This window comes from Chromobacterium sphagni, assembly GCF_001855555.1.
Lineage (GTDB): Bacteria > Pseudomonadota > Gammaproteobacteria > Burkholderiales > Chromobacteriaceae > Chromobacterium > Chromobacterium sphagni.
Genome location: NZ_MKCT01000001.1, coordinates 220,549 through 234,870, shown reverse-complemented (window position 1 = coordinate 234,870; position 14,322 = coordinate 220,549). Strand labels below are relative to the sequence as shown.

Here is a 14,322-nt window from a genome sequence, read left to right as displayed (position 1 = left end):
CGAGGAGAACGATGAGTTACGGAATCCGCATACATGTCTGGGGTGAGCGTGCCTGTTTCACCCGGCCGGAAATGAAAGTCGAACGCGTGTCCTACGACGTGATCACGCCGTCTGCCGCGCGGGGCATACTCGAAGCCATCCACTGGAAGCCCGCCATACGCTGGGTGGTGGACCGCATCGGCGTGCTCAAGCCGGTGCGTTTCGAGTCCATCCGCCGCAACGAGGTGGGCGGCAAGCTGTCCGCTGCCAGCGTGGCCAAGGCGATGAAGACGGGCCGCACCGATGGCTTGGTGATGTTGGTGGACGAAGACCGCCAGCAACGCGCCGCCACTGTGCTGCGCAATGTGGGCTATGTGATAGAGGCGCATTTCGAGCTGACTGAGCAGGCCGGGCCGGACGACAACGTCGGCAAACACTTGGACACCTTCAAGCGCCGTGCCCGCAAGGGGCAGCATTTCCACGCGCCTTGTCTGGGCACGCGGGAGTTTGCCGCCAGCGTGGAGTTGATAGACGACGACGCAGATGCGCCGCAACCAGACGCGAGTCTGGCCGGCGTGCGCGACCTGGGTTGGATGCTGCACGATATCGACTTTGCTGACCGCATGACGCCCCGTTTCTTCCGCGCCGAGATGCGAGACGGCTGGATTGCGGTACCGCCTTGGCGGGAGGCGCGCACATGATATTGTCCTCCCTGCTTGATTATTACCAGCGATTGTCCGCCCTGGATCAGGTGCCGCGTTTTGGCTACAGCAGCGAGAAAATCAGTTACGCCTTGCTGCTGGATGAAGAAGGCAGGTTGGTGGATGTGCCGCGTGACCTGCGCGTGGCCAATGGCAAGCGCCATGAGGGGCGGTTGTTGAATGTGCCGCAGCCGGAAAAGCGCACGGTCGGCATCCGTTCCAACTTCCTATGGGATAAGACCAGCTATGTCTTGGGCGTCAGCGCCAAGGCCGGCGGCCGGGTGGCTGATGAACATGCAGCTTTCAAGGCGTTGCATTCTCGATGGCTGGCGGATAGCGAGGACGAGGGCCTACGAGCGGTGCGGCGCTTTCTGCAAGACTGGCGGCCGGAACAGTTCGATGCCTTTCCTTTGGATCTGCAAGAAAGCCTGCGCGACGCCAATGTGGTGTTTCGCCTGGATGGCCGGCGCGAGTACGTGCATGAGAGCGCCGCCGCGCAGTTGCTGAGAGCGCGCATGCTGGCGGAAGGGGGCGGAGCGCCCGGCATGTGCCTGGTGAGTGGGGGGAGTGCGCCGCTGGCCCGGCTGCATCCAGCCATCAAGGGTGTCAACGGCGCGCAAAGTTCGGGTGCATCCATCGTGTCCTTCAATCTGGAGTCGTTCTCGTCCTATGGCAAAAGCCAGGGTGAGAATGCCCCGGTTTCCGAGTTCGCGGCCTTTGCCTACACGGCCGTGCTCAACCACCTGTTGCGCCGGGAGGCCAGCAACCGGCAGCGGCTGCAAATCGGCGACGCCTCTGTGGTGTTCTGGGCGCAGGCGGCCACTCCGGAGGCCGCTGCCGCTGCCGAATCCGTCTTTGCCGACTGGCTGGACCCGCCTGCCGACGACACCTCGGAGACCCAGCGCGCAATGGCGACGCTGAAGGAAATTGCCGATGGCCGTCCTCTTGCGGATCTGGGTATACCACTGGCGGCCGACACCCGCTTGTTCGTATTAGGGCTGGCGCCCAATGCCTCGCGCCTGTCCATCCGCTTTTGGGAGACCGGCCGCTTGGAAACCTTTGCGGCTAGGCTGGCTTGGCACTACCGTGATCTGGAGCTGGCGCCCTCGCCATGGCGGCACGCGCCCGGCGTGTGGCGGCTACTGTACGCTGTGGCCGCTCAGGGCAAGCCCGAGAACGTGCCGCCGCAACTGGCCGGCGAACTGGCCCGGGCCATACTGACCGGCCGGCGCTACCCGCGCAGCCTGCTTTCCAACGTGATCATGCGCATGCGCGCCGACGGCGATTTGTCCGGAACGCGTGTCGCCTTGTGCAAAGCCGTGCTTGGGCGCGATCAGCGCCTGGGCGTTTCCTGCATCAACCTGGAGCTACCCGTGAGTCTGGACACCGCCAATCGAGATCCCGGCTATCTGCTGGGCCGCCTATTCGCCGAGCTGGAAAACATCCAGCGCAGCGCGCTAGGCAGGGATATCAACGCTACTATCCGCGACCGCTACTACGGTGCGGCCTCCGCCACGCCGGCCAGTGTGTTCCCGCTGCTGCTGCGCAACGTGCAACATCATCTGAGCCGTGTGCGAAAGGACAAGCCGGGCCTGGCCACGGTGCTGGAAAAAAGCCTGGGCGACATCATTGGGGGTCTGGATCGCTCCTTTCCGCGCAATCTGGGCATGAGTGCGCAAGGGCAGTTCGCCATCGGCTATTACCACCAGGCCCACAGCCATTTCTCCAGCAAGGGCGGCGACGTGGCTGCCAGCGACACCACCGAAGAGTGAGGATAACCATATGACCGCTATCGCCAACCGCTACGAGTTTGTTTATCTGTTCGACGTCAGCAACGGTAACCCGAACGGCGACCCCGACGCCGGCAACCTGCCACGGCTGGACCCGGAAACCAACCAGGGACTGGTCACTGACGTGTGCCTGAAGCGCAAGCTGCGCAACTACGTGGCTCTGGAGAAAGACGGCGAACCAGGTTTCGCACTTTATATGCAGGAAAAATCGGTGCTCAATAACCAGCACAAGCGCGCTTACGAGGCGCTGAGCATCGAGCCCGAGTCCAAGAAGCTGCCCAAGGACGAGGCCAAAGCGCGCGAGCTGACCGCCTGGATGTGCAAGAACTTTTTCGATGTGCGCGCCTTTGGCGCGGTGATGACGACAGAAGTCAACGCCGGACAGGTGCGCGGCCCGATACAGCTGACCTTTGCAACATCCATCGAGCCGGTAGTGCCGCTGGAGGTGTCAATCACACGGATGGCCGTTACCAATGAGAAAGACCTGGAAAAAGAACGGACCATGGGTCGCAAGCACATCGTTCCCTACGGCCTTTACCGCGCCCATGGCTTCATCTCCGCCAAGCTGGCCGAGCGCTCCGGCTTTGGCGAGGGCGACCTGCAGCTGCTGTGGCGTGGCCTGATCAATATGTTCGAACATGACCGCTCCGCCGCGCGCGGCGAGATGGCGGCGCGCAAGCTGATCGTGTTCCGGCACGAATCGGCGATGGGCAACGCGCCAGCGCACAAGCTGTTCGACGCGGTGCGGGTTAGCCGGACGGATGGAGAAACGGATAGTCCGGCGCGCGGCTTCGCCGATTACCGAGTCGCGGTGGACCGTGCCGCCATTCCGGCCGGAGTGGAGGTGCAAGAGCTGCTGTAAGCCGGGAGATGCGATGGAAGACGACGAACTGATTCCGCTCTCCGCACTGCAGCACTATCTGTACTGCCCCAGGCAGTGCGCGCTGATCCACCTGGAGCAGTTGTGGGCAGAGAACGAGCAGACGGCGGAGGGCAGGATCATGCACGAGCGGGCCGACCAGCCAGGCATGGAAACCCGGCGCGGCGTCCGTGTGGTCAGCGCTATGGCGTTGGCTGCTCCCGCGCTGGGTATCGCGGGTGTGGCGGACATCGTTGAATTCCACGCCACGCAGCAGGGCGAACAGGCCTATCCGGTGGAATACAAGCGCGGGCGGCCCAAGGGCCACCGCGCCGACGAGGTGCAGCTATGCGCCCAGGCGCTGTGCCTGGAACACATGCTGGGCCGGCCGATTGACGAGGGCGCCTTGTATTACGGAAAGACGCGTAGACGGAGGGTGGTCCGTTTTGACGAGGTGCTGCGCGGGCTGACGCTTGACACCATCTCCGCCACTCGGGCGCTATTTGACAAGCGGCAAACGCCGCACGCGAGCTACGAATCGCGCCGCTGCGACGCCTGCTCTCTGCTGGAGTTGTGCCAGCCGCGCCTGCTTGGGCGTCAAGAGAGCGTCAATGCTTGGCTTCGACAACAATGGGACACCTGATATGCGACGTCAGCTCAACACCGTCTATGTCACCACCGAAGGCGCTTGGTTGCGCAAGGATGGCGAGAACCTGGTCATGGAGGTGGAGGGCAGCGAGCGGGCGCGCCTGCCTGTGCACATGCTGGAAGGGCTGGTCTGTTTTGGCCGGGTGTTGGTTTCACCGCCGTTGATGGGTTTTTGCGCCGAGAGGGGCATTACCATCAGCTATCTGAGCCCGAACGGTCGTTTCCTGGCCCGGGTGGAAGGGCCGGTATCTGGCAATGTGCTGCTGCGTCGGGCGCAGTACCGCACTAGCGACGACGAGCCGGCTTGTCTCTCGCTGGCGCGCCATCTGCTGCTGGGCAAGCTCTACAACCAGCGTGCGGTATTGTCACGCGGTTTGCGCGACCATGGCGCCGGCTTGGACGCGGCGGCGCGCGGCGAACTAGAACAGGCGCGCAAGCGTCTGGGCAGGTTGGCGGACAAGTTATGGCATGGCGTCGATCTGGACGAGCTGCGCGGAGTGGAGGGCGAAGCCGCCCAGAACTATTTCGCCGTATTTCCTCATCTGTTGCGGGTGGAGGACCCGGAGGTGAGCTTTGCCGGGCGCAGCCGCAGGCCGCCGCGTGACCCGGTCAACGCCGTATTATCCTTCTTGTACACCCTGCTCACCCATGACTGTCGCTCGGCGCTGGAAAGCGTAGGCCTAGACCCGGCGGTAGGCTTTCTGCATCGCGACCGTCCTGGCCGTCCCAGCTTGGCGCTAGATCTGGTGGAAGAGTTCCGGCCGGTGCTGGCCGACCGGTTGGCCCTGTCGCTGTTCAATCGTCGCCAATTGAACGCAAAGGACTTTCGTGCGCAGGAAAACGGTGGTGTGCTGCTGAGTGACGAGGCACGTAAGACGGTGCTGGTGGCGTACCAGGAACGCAAGCGCGACAGCCTGCTACATGCTTACCTGGATGAAAAGGCCGAACTGGGTTTGTTCCCTGCGATCCAGGCGCAATTGCTGGCGCGGCACTTGCGTGGCGATCTCGACGCTTATCCGCCGTTCTTGTGGAAATAGGAGGGATGGCAAGATGATGGTGCTGGTCAGCTACGACGTCCGCACCCAGGACAAGGATGGCGCCGCCCGTTTGCGTAAGGTGGCACGTGTCTGCAGAAATTACGGCCAGCGCGCGCAATATTCGGTGTTTGAAATAGAGGTAGAGCCTGCGCAATGGGTGCTGCTGCGGGACAAGTTGTGCTCGCTGATAGATGCGCGGCAGGACAGCCTGCGTTTCTATTATCTGGGCAGCAATTGGAAACAGAAAGTTGAGCACATCGGTGCTAAACCGGTGCTAGATCTACAGGGGCCTTTGGTGCTGTAAGCCGGAGACTCGCTGTGCGAACCCCAAGTGACTGCCCATTCCCTGGGAGGTTCGCGCCAGTTGCAGACTGTGGATTGGCCAGCCTATCCGGCCCGCCGCGATGGCGCGCAAACGGCGAGACCGGCTATTTTGTAGCTGGTTCGCGTTTTCTGGATGAAAATACATTTGTTTTCATATGTTTGTAGTGACCCAGTCGCGCCCCACGCGGGCGCGTGGATTGAAACTTCTTGGGTGGCTCGATCGTAATTGCAGGCGGGAGTCGCGCCCCACGCGGGCGCGTGGATTGAAACACCATGGAACTCACCCACAACAACCTTTGCAAGCTGTCGCGCCCCACGCGGGCGCGTGGATTGAAACAGCGGCGTTCGGCAACCAGCAGGAAATGCCCTGTCGTCGCGCCCCACGCGGGCGCGTGGATTGAAACTATGCCACCTCTCTTTGATCAATATTCGACTTCCGTCGCGCCCCACGCGGGCGCGTGGATTGAAACCACGCATTGCTGCTGTGTCATGCGCATGCCGGCAGTCGCGCCCCACGCGGGCGCGTGGATTGAAACTGTATCGACTGGAGAGTTCGACCAGGAAGCATGCCGTCGCGCCCCACGCGGGCGCGTGGATTGAAACACCGCGCCATACGAGTACCGGGAATACCCGAAGTGGTCGCGCCCCACGCGGGCGCGTGGATTGAAACTCTACACTCGCGTGGGCCGCCCCTGGGGAACAGGTCGCGCCCCACGCGGGCGCGTGGATTGAAACCTCGGCTGCAGTGCGCGTTGCCCATGCAGGGGAGTCGCGCCCCACGCGGGCGCGTGGATTGAAACGGTGACAAAGTGCTGAATGTCAAAACCACTTGGGTCGCGCCCCACGCGGGCGCGTGGATTGAAACGGCATAACATCGACAATTTGGGATGCAGCCAGCGTCGCGCCCCACGCGGGCGCGTGGATTGAAACCATGTGTAAAATCCTCAGTCGACGAAATGGTGAGTCGCGCCCCACGCGGGCGCGTGGATTGAAACTGCGGCCGGCGGTTATGTGCGTGTTTCGGCCGGGTCGCGCCCCACGCGGGCGCGTGGATTGAAACCGGCACCGTTACCGCGGCCAAAATTTGATGGACAGGTCGCGCCCCACGCGGGCGCGTGGATTGAAACACGTCCGGGGTATCCGCATACGTGTACGGTAATTCGTCGCGCCCCACGCGGGCGCGTGGATTGAAACAAATCGACACTCGGCAGCATCACGCCGTTTTGACCGTCGCGCCCCACGCGGGCGCGTGGATTGAAACTTGACTCCCTGTCGTCCGCTTTTTCGAAGCTGGACGTCGCGCCCCACGCGGGCGCGTGGATTGAAACTTGCTCTTTCTGGGCCGCGCTCTTGACCTCGTCCGTCGCGCCCCACGCGGGCGCGTGGATTGAAACACCGCCCTGGCGTTTTTTGACAAACGATACCAGGTCGCGCCCCACGCGGGCGCGTGGATTGAAACGCTGCCTCAAGCGTTTCCTGTAACGCGACGGGAAGTCGCGCCCCACGCGGGCGCGTGGATTGAAACAGCTTGGCCATGAGTTCCGCAGCGCCTACAACTTGTCGCGCCCCACGCGGGCGCGTGGATTGAAACTGCGGGTTTTCGTCCTTGATCACCAGGGTCGGGTCGTCGCGCCCCACGCGGGCGCGTGGATTGAAACATGGGCACTGCACCTTTCGGATAGCCCCCAGGCGTCGCGCCCCACGCGGGCGCGTGGATTGAAACCCCACCCGACCAGCACGCTGGCACCCGAATTGACGTCGCGCCCCACGCGGGCGCGTGGATTGAAACCACTGCGGCCACGACGGGCGCTGCGGCCGGCACGTCGCGCCCCACGCGGGCGCGTGGATTGAAACAGTTCGCTTGGTTATGGTATCAACGCGCAGACGGTCGCGCCCCACGCGGGCGCGTGGATTGAAACATTGAGGCTGACACCGGATTCCGTTTGCGAGCATGTCGCGCCCCACGCGGGCGCGTGGATTGAAACGCCGAAGCTGGACCGTCCGCAGCCCCATTTAATGTCGCGCCCCACGCGGGCGCGTGGATTGAAACCCATTGCGCGTGGAGTGCCACCAGACTGCTGCCGAGTCGCGCCCCACGCGGGCGCGTGGATTGAAACTCTACGGCGTCCGCCAGTTGGGTCAGGGTTTGCAGTCGCGCCCCACGCGGGCGCGTGGATTGAAACCGACGCGCGATTCGGTTTCGTCTTCGAAGATATGGTCGCGCCCCACGCGGGCGCGTGGATTGAAACGATTTATACACGGTGGTAAACGGGACAGTCATTGCGTCGCGCCCCACGCGGGCGCGTGGATTGAAACGCTGTGCGGCACCGTTTACGGTATCGACTCGGACGTCGCGCCCCACGCGGGCGCGTGGATTGAAACACAATTGCGGCGCGTGGGCATTTCAGCACGATCCAGTCGCGCCCCACGCGGGCGCGTGGATTGAAACTCTGTGCAAAATCCGCGCAGGATCAGGCTCAACAGTCGCGCCCCACGCGGGCGCGTGGATTGAAACTATTTATGCGCTGGCCGATTTCAACAATCCGGGCGTGTCGCGCCCCACGCGGGCGCGTGGATTGAAACCTCTGCATCAATGCCGCCGCGCAGAACTGGATCGTCGCGCCCCACGCGGGCGCGTGGATTGAAACGCATGAAAGAGCTGACCATCGGCGATGCCATGTAGTCGTGCCCCACGCGGGCGCGTGGATTGAAACCCTGCGTTGTGAATAGGGTAATGACCGCAAGCGACGTCGCGCCCCACGCGGGCGCGTGGATTGAAACGTGGTGGTGTTGGCAGCTACAGAGTCCGGAGCGAGTCGTCCCCCACTTGGGCTCGTGAGTTGAAGTAAAGGACTTCCGAGTGCACCACTAGCCGCAAGTGGGGTTACAGCCCATATGGGGGCGAGGATTGACGGCAGGTAACTCTTGCCAACCAGGCTGCGGCCGTACCGTTGCCAAAGCCACGCCATAGCGCAGGCGCGCCCGGCGCAATACGGTGGCTTGATTGGCCGGCGGCAGGTTGCTCCACCAAACCAGCCGGCCATCCTTCAAGGTCAGCCGCCACAGCCAACAATGCCCCATTGTGACGCCAGGCAGGGGCTGGAAGGCATCGCAGCGGGCGGTTTGCTCATGTGTGGGAATCGTTGCCAGCTGTCGGCATTGTCCTTCTCGCAGGGCCGCGCAGCCCCGGCACAGCAGCGGCAAGCGCTCGTCGGGGTGCAGGTCCGCGCCGGCCAGCTCGGGGCCGTCGTCCCGACACCAGGGCAGGGCCAGTGGATCGGGCGCGGCGTTGTCCGCCTGGCGGCGGGTTGCCATGTCGGTTGGGCTCGCCGCTGTGGGCAGTTCGTCAAACCACGTCGCCAGCTCATGCGCCATCGCTATCCTCCTGCGCCGGGCCATCGCCAAACAGGGCGGAGGTAATGCAATACACCTTGGCTCGTCCGCTCTTGCTGTACTTCGCCTCCGGCGTAGTGCGGACTTGCAGCATGTTGCCGGCTCCCTTGGTCACTTCCAGCGCGCCTTGCGCGGTCAACAGCTTGCACACCCGGTTCACGTCCATCCCGGCGCACACTTCGGCGCGGAAGCTTTCCGGCAGCACGTAATACTTGATCAGGCCGGACACCTTGTCCTTCAGGCGGTAGCCGCAACGGCTGATGGTCTTGGGCGCGTGGTCGTCCGGGTCGGGGGCGTGGCCGTCGTGCTCGTGAAGAATGCTTTCGTTGGACAGCCGGGTGAAGCGGGCTTCGCCGTGCTGTTCGAAGAACAAGCGCACCTTGGCCAACAGCGCTTCGTCCTCGCGGTTGCCGCTGGTGCCCCGCGCCTTCAGCCAATCGCCAAAGCAGGTCATCGCCGCCTGCCAGGCGGTGCCTTTGGGCCAGCCGGTCACGCCCCAGGCGCTGGCCAGCTCGCCGGCTATCGCCACCAGGGCGAAGCGGGCGGCGGCTCGGTGCGCCTGGCCATGGGCGGCGCTGGGCAAGGCTTCGCTGTCGAAGCGCGCCAGTTGCTGGCGGATCAGCGCCGGCAAGTCTTCCTTTTCTGCAACCAAACGCTCAATGAAGGCGCGGGCGGCGCTGCCGTGCTGCTGCGCCACCGCCGCCTTGATGTGGTCGGACAACGCCTGGCCGCTGGCTTTGTCGTGCAGGGTGTCGAACAGGCCAAAGCCCTGGCCGGCGTCGGCCTGCACCGCCAGCATCCGAATCTCCATGCCGGCCTTCATGTCCTTCTTGGCTTCGGCCAGGTGGGCGGCCAGCGTCTTCTCGCCGGAGGACAGGAACATCAAGCGCCATTCCGCCACCGCCCCGCGGCTGCCACCCTTGTCGTTGGCCCGGCTCTTGCCGCGCCCGTTGCCCAGCATGTAGACCGCCTCGCCGATGATGCGCGGGTCGCACTGGTGGATCTCGTCCAAGGGCAGCAGGCAATCCGAGTAAGCCGAGGCGATGGCCTCAAGGCTGTTGTCGGTGGCGCGCCAGGTCTGCAGATAGCCGGGCCCGCCAAACACGCTGGCGGCGGCCTGCAATAGCGTGGTCTTGCCTTGCGAACTGTCACCGTAGAAGTGGAAGCCGCCCGACTCGCTGCCCATCACCCCCAGCAGCGGGCCGGCGAAGGCGGTGGACACCGAGAAGGCCAGCCGGCTATTGCCAACGCAATAGCGCGCCAGCTGCTGTTGCCAGTCGGCCAGGGTGCCGGCGCATTGCATCGCCTCGCGCTGTTTCTGCGCCGCCTCGAACACCAGACGTTCCGCGCTGGGGCCCAACTGGGTATCCGGCAACAGGAAGGCGTCCTGATGCCAGCCCAGGCGCGGCACGATGGTGGCGCGCTCGCCGCCCTCATAGCGGCCCAGATACTCCAGCAGTCGTTGCCGCGCCTTCGGGCCCGCGCCCAGCAGCAGGCCACGCGACAGCAAGCCCTTGATCACCTCCGCGCCTTCGCTGGAAGCCAGCATTTCCGAGGGGATGTTCCATTCCTTCTGGTTGTGGTCGGGATCGGCGAAACGCACCAGCAAGCCCCAGCTGCCGGCGTGCTTGTCGCGGGTGCGGGCCAGAATATCCAGCCGGCTGCACACCCATAGCGGCGCGTCCATGTCCTCTGTCTGGAAGAACACGCCGGCCTCCGCCAGCTTGAACGGGCTGCCGATGCCGCCGCCTTGTGATGGCTGGGCGGCTTGCGCCGCCTTGGCGGCCTTGACCGGTTGGGTCTGTACCTGCGGCGCGGTCGCCGCCGGCTGCGGCTCGCCCGCTATCCACATGCCTTGCGCCTGCAGCAGCGCGAGATGGTCCGCCGTCCAGCCAGCGGCCAGCGCGTCGGCGGCGTCGTCGCCGTCTTGCCAGTTGCCGCCCTCCCGCAATGTCGGTTGGCCGTCCCGGCTGCCGGGCGCGTACTGGCTCAAGCCATCCAGCTGGACCTGCCGCACGCGGGCCGCGCCGAACTTGGCCAAGGCGCGCGCCACCGCTTGGGCGGCCTCGCGGCCGGGCTGGTCGTGGTCGGGCCAGATCAGGCAATCGCGTCCGGCCAGCGGGCCGAAGTCAGCCTTGGCCACCGCCTCCGCGCCGTTCATCCAGCACACCGCCACATGCTCGGGCAGCAACTGGCCGGCGGCGTCGGCAGCCTTCTCGCCCTCGCAGATCACGACTGGCGCGTCAGGCCGCGCGGCTAAGCGCTCCAGGCCATACAGCGGGCGCGGCGCGTTCAGGTTCTTCCAGCGCCAGGCGGTCTTGCCGCTGTCCGCGTCTTTCCAGACGGAGAGCGGGAAATAGTCCTTGCTGCGGCCATTCTGGCCCGGCTCCAGACGCACCACGAATACCAGGGGTTGCCCGGCGGCGTTGTTGTAGCGCCAGAATTGCACCGGCTTGCCGGGATGATGCGGCTTGCTGCGCGGCATCTTGCCCATCAGCGCGGCCGGAATCGGCAACACCGCTTCAGTGGTGGGAGCCGCCGCCGGCAGCGGCATAGGCGCGACAGCGGCAGACGCTTCGCCGTTCACGATGCCCAGCAAACGGGCCAAGTCCTTGCAGGCTTCGCCTTGGCCGTAGGACTTCAGGTAAGCCACCAGGGCAATCACGTCGCCGCCCTTGTCGCCGCTGGCAAAGTCCGCCCACACGCCGCTATGGGCATTGATCGAGAACGAGCCATAGCCATCGTCATTGCTGCGAGTCGGGTTGATCATCTGGATTTCGTGATGCACCTGTTTCCAGTGCACCCCGGCCCAATCCAGCACGCGGGGCAGGGCGGCCAGGGCGGCGGCTTTGACCGGTTCAAATGGCAGCAACTTCATGCGGTTTCCTTGGCATATTGGGTGAGTGAGTGCGAGAAAAACGGCAAGCCGGTGGCCTCCCGCCCGTTGTGGGGGAGGGGGATAGAGCGATTCATTTGGTGTTCCTTAGGAGGTGTGCGGCAGGCTTGGCGCTTTAGCGGCCATTGAGGCGTGATACATGGCCGGGGCGGTATTCACTCGCTCGCAGGCGGGGATGCAAGTCAGGATCAACACCAAGGTAATCACGCGCGGGTGGTAGCGCAGCCGGTCCACCCGCTGGGCGGATGGCAAGGGTTTACGCATGGCAAGCCTCATGGTGTTGTCGTTGGGCGATGCCGTGCGCCACGCTGGCCCGGTATGGGCCTCTGCTGCGCACGCTCTCATAGCAAATCGGGCAAACCGATGCATGGAACACCTGGCCAAACAGGGGCAGGGCCATTGTTTGCGAGCCTTGTCGCCATTGGCCGCAAGCGGCGCAAGGCTGCGCGCTGCTGCCGAAGGCGCGGGCGTTTTGCTGGTAGTTTTGGCGCTTAGCCGCGCGTCGCGGTGCATCCAGCTGGGCAGGGGGAAAGTGCTGGCGCAATTCGATAAAAGACCCGAATTTAACGGCCTCGCGTGTTCCCGCACGTGGGGCTATTTTGCTTGTTCGTCCCATCCTCACTTCTCCACCGGCTGGGCCATCGGGCAGCCGTGTCCCGCTAGCGCCGCGCGTAGCTGTTCCATGCGCTTATCGTTGCCCTCTGCTCGCAGTTGCTTGATCACCGGGCCAAGGGCTTCGCCGAGGAAGTGGCTTGCTCGATGGGGCTGGGAGGTGCGTCGGGCATCGCCGCTCGTGGCGCGAATGATGGGGGAGCGGAAAGCAGCGTGTTGGCGACGCATCATGCCACCTCCTGTGCAGCGGCTTCGCGGCTGGCAATCCAGTCGTCAATGGAAGACTGTTTCCATGCGACGGCGCGCGCGCCCAGGCTGATAGCTATCGGGAACATATCTGCCTTCATCTGCGCGTAAATCCAGCTGCGGGACATGCCGGTTTTGCGCATTACTTCCGGCAGGCGGATCAGGCAATCGGTGCTGGAAGTGATCGGGGCCGGGGTAGCCTGCTGGGCAGGCTCCCGGCTGGCTTTGAAGGCGTCCAGCTCGCCCCGTTGGTAGACGCATTGTCGGCCTACGCGGATCGAGCGCGGGCCTTTGCCCTCGCTGGCCCACTGGTTCATGGTGAAGATGGAGACGCCCAGGTATACGGCGGCTTCCGGGCGGGGCAGATGGGTTTTGTGAGATTGCATTCGCAGTTCCTTGAAGGATTCATGCTGTCCAATGCGGTACAGCAAGGCGAATGTTAGGGGAGGTTAAATTTCCAAATAGAGCCTTTTGGAAATTAAATTATTGGATTTTGGCTCTTGGTTTTCTTCCGCGTGTGCTCTTCTGGCCCAAACCTGTCTCTGCATGTAGTTGGTCCAAAAAGCTTCGAATCGTATTTCTGCTTGGCTTCTCGTTGGGTTTGCTGTTGCTCAGGGTAGAGCGGCCAAAGCTATTGGCAGAGGATATATGATGTCGTCTTTGAATCTCGGAAATCACAGACTCGAAGCCTGCTCCACCTTCCCACATCTCCAGTGCGAGGCCTCTCCATTTCGGGTACGCCCAAGCGTATTTAGAGCTGCGCTTGCCTGCTTCTGTTTGTGCTTTATGAACCCGGTGCAAGCGACCCTGCTTCTGCCAAATGGGCAGCTCTCGGCGCAGGCGTGACAGCATGTCCAGAATGCGCATCTTGTTGCGATCTAGCTCTCCCTTGCTGGCTCGTCGGCGTTGCATTATCAACAGCACACGCAAGGTGATAAGCGCATCTTCCTGTAAGACAGTAAGATTTTCTGGATTGTCGAGTAAATCGCTAATCATGTCGTAATTACGAAGATTGCTACTTAGCAGTGGTGGTTGCATCTCCAGTAAGGCTTGCTGGATACCTCTGGCCAAGCTTGGCAAGGGACTATTCATCCATTTCAAAAATCTGGCTTCCCCAACGGGAAAGGACGCAGAGCCAGCATTCCACTCTTCTAGTTGTTCCAAGAGTTCTGTCGCTTCTTCCTCAGACTCGGGCAGGCATGCGGAGATCTCCTCCGGGATTCGCATGTCTGGTATATCGTAGTCGTCTGTATCTGGTCGAGATGCAATGAATGCTAGAAGCTCTTCCAATGCGGAATCATCTGCTTCTGGGTGGGCGACGAGAGGGCGCTCCTGATCGGCTGTGTTATGGCTATTGATATCGGCTTGTCGGCTGCTACTTTTTTTGTGCTGCGCTTGTGGCGAGTTCGGATCACCGCCCGGCAAGGTGCTCTTATCCAGTTTGCTTTTCATCATCATGCCTTCCGGCGTGGCCCTTCAAATGGCAAAACCACGCCAAACAGGTGAATGTGTCCTGTTTTGCCTCATCGGGCTGGGCGTGGTTTATATGTTAATTTTACATCGACCGTTGCGGTGTTCGAGTAGCCATCTACTTGTAAAACTCTTTAGCTCTCAGGGCGGGCTTGGATAGAGCCATCTGCATCCGTTCCAGGGTGCTGCTGGGGCTGTTGTTACCTTCCGCCACCTCCCAAAGCACGATGGCTGGGTTTTCGCCATATGCGACGGTCTGCCCTGCGTCGTTGTAGAAAACTTCGTGGATGGCGCGCCAACGATGAGGCTCAGCCTCTCCCGGAGCTGCCGTTTCGAACTCGATTACACGATAGTCCCAAGTAGTCAT

The 14,322-nt window shown here is 63.0% G+C and carries 13 protein-coding genes and 1 CRISPR repeat array; of the genes, 6 read left to right on the top strand and 7 right to left on the bottom strand.

Annotated elements, in window-relative coordinates; translation table 11 throughout:
* The first annotated feature begins 11 nt into the window (after positions 1–11).
* From cas5c to cas2, 6 genes are read left to right on the top strand one after another with little or no spacing between them, the layout of a single operon-like run.
* Positions 12–680 (top strand): type I-C CRISPR-associated protein Cas5c, encoded by a 669-nt coding sequence (gene cas5c, locus BI344_RS01060; RefSeq protein ID WP_071111120.1) that lies wholly within the window; start codon positions 12–14, stop codon positions 678–680.
* Positions 677–2,452: a type I-C CRISPR-associated protein Cas8c/Csd1 gene (gene cas8c / locus BI344_RS01055; protein ID WP_071111119.1), complete on the top strand. Its 1,776-nt coding sequence runs from the start codon at positions 677–679 to the stop codon at positions 2,450–2,452. The genes cas5c and cas8c overlap by 4 nt, the downstream gene beginning before the upstream one ends.
* A 10-nt stretch (positions 2,453–2,462) precedes the next feature.
* Positions 2,463–3,332 carry a type I-C CRISPR-associated protein Cas7/Csd2 gene (gene cas7c, locus BI344_RS01050; protein WP_071111118.1) on the top strand — a complete coding sequence of 290 codons (870 nt, stop codon included), beginning with the start codon at positions 2,463–2,465 and terminating at the stop codon, positions 3,330–3,332.
* 13 nt (positions 3,333–3,345) lie between these two features.
* On the top strand, positions 3,346–3,972 hold the full coding sequence (gene cas4, locus BI344_RS01045) for a CRISPR-associated protein Cas4 (protein WP_071111117.1): 627 nt from the start codon (positions 3,346–3,348) through the stop codon (positions 3,970–3,972).
* Position 3,973: 1 nt separating this feature from the next.
* Positions 3,974–5,014 carry a type I-C CRISPR-associated endonuclease Cas1c gene (gene cas1c / locus BI344_RS01040; RefSeq protein ID WP_071111116.1) on the top strand — a complete coding sequence of 347 codons (1,041 nt, stop codon included), beginning with the start codon at positions 3,974–3,976 and terminating at the stop codon, positions 5,012–5,014.
* Between the two features lie 13 nt (positions 5,015–5,027).
* Complete coding sequence (gene cas2, locus BI344_RS01035; protein WP_071111115.1) at positions 5,028–5,318, top strand: CRISPR-associated endonuclease Cas2; 291 nt, start codon at positions 5,028–5,030, stop codon at positions 5,316–5,318.
* A 192-nt stretch (positions 5,319–5,510) separates the two neighbouring features.
* A CRISPR array of direct repeats spans positions 5,511–8,119; the repeat unit is 32 nt; unit sequence GTCGCGCCCCACGCGGGCGCGTGGATTGAAAC.
* 87 nt (positions 8,120–8,206) lie between these two features.
* Here cas2 and BI344_RS01030 read toward each other — a convergent pair.
* From BI344_RS01030 to BI344_RS01005, 7 genes are all read right to left on the bottom strand, one after another.
* A complete protein-coding gene (locus tag BI344_RS01030; protein WP_139166843.1) occupies positions 8,207–8,653 on the bottom strand; it encodes a hypothetical protein in 447 nt (148 codons plus the stop codon).
* Positions 8,654–8,702: 49 nt separating this feature from the next.
* Positions 8,703–11,609 (bottom strand): DUF927 domain-containing protein, encoded by a 2,907-nt coding sequence (locus BI344_RS01025; RefSeq protein WP_071111113.1) that lies wholly within the window; start codon positions 11,607–11,609, stop codon positions 8,703–8,705.
* 105 nt (positions 11,610–11,714) lie between these two features.
* Entirely contained in the window at positions 11,715–11,891 is a 177-nt protein-coding gene (locus tag BI344_RS24260; protein WP_158021018.1) for a hypothetical protein, read from the bottom strand.
* Between the two features lie 354 nt (positions 11,892–12,245).
* The gene (locus BI344_RS01020; RefSeq protein ID WP_139166842.1) at positions 12,246–12,467 is read right to left on the bottom strand and encodes a hypothetical protein; all 222 of its coding nucleotides are present in this window, start codon (positions 12,465–12,467) and stop codon (positions 12,246–12,248) included.
* Positions 12,467–12,871, bottom strand: a complete 405-nt coding sequence (locus BI344_RS01015; RefSeq protein WP_241499223.1) for a helix-turn-helix transcriptional regulator — start codon at positions 12,869–12,871, stop codon at positions 12,467–12,469. The genes BI344_RS01020 and BI344_RS01015 overlap by 1 nt, the downstream gene beginning before the upstream one ends.
* A 97-nt stretch (positions 12,872–12,968) precedes the next feature.
* Positions 12,969–13,937, bottom strand: coding sequence for a hypothetical protein (locus BI344_RS01010; protein ID WP_139166841.1), 969 nt, complete (start codon positions 13,935–13,937; stop codon positions 12,969–12,971).
* Positions 13,938–14,073: 136 nt separating this feature from the next.
* Positions 14,074–14,322 (bottom strand): hypothetical protein, encoded by a 249-nt coding sequence (locus BI344_RS01005; protein WP_071111109.1) that lies wholly within the window; start codon positions 14,320–14,322, stop codon positions 14,074–14,076.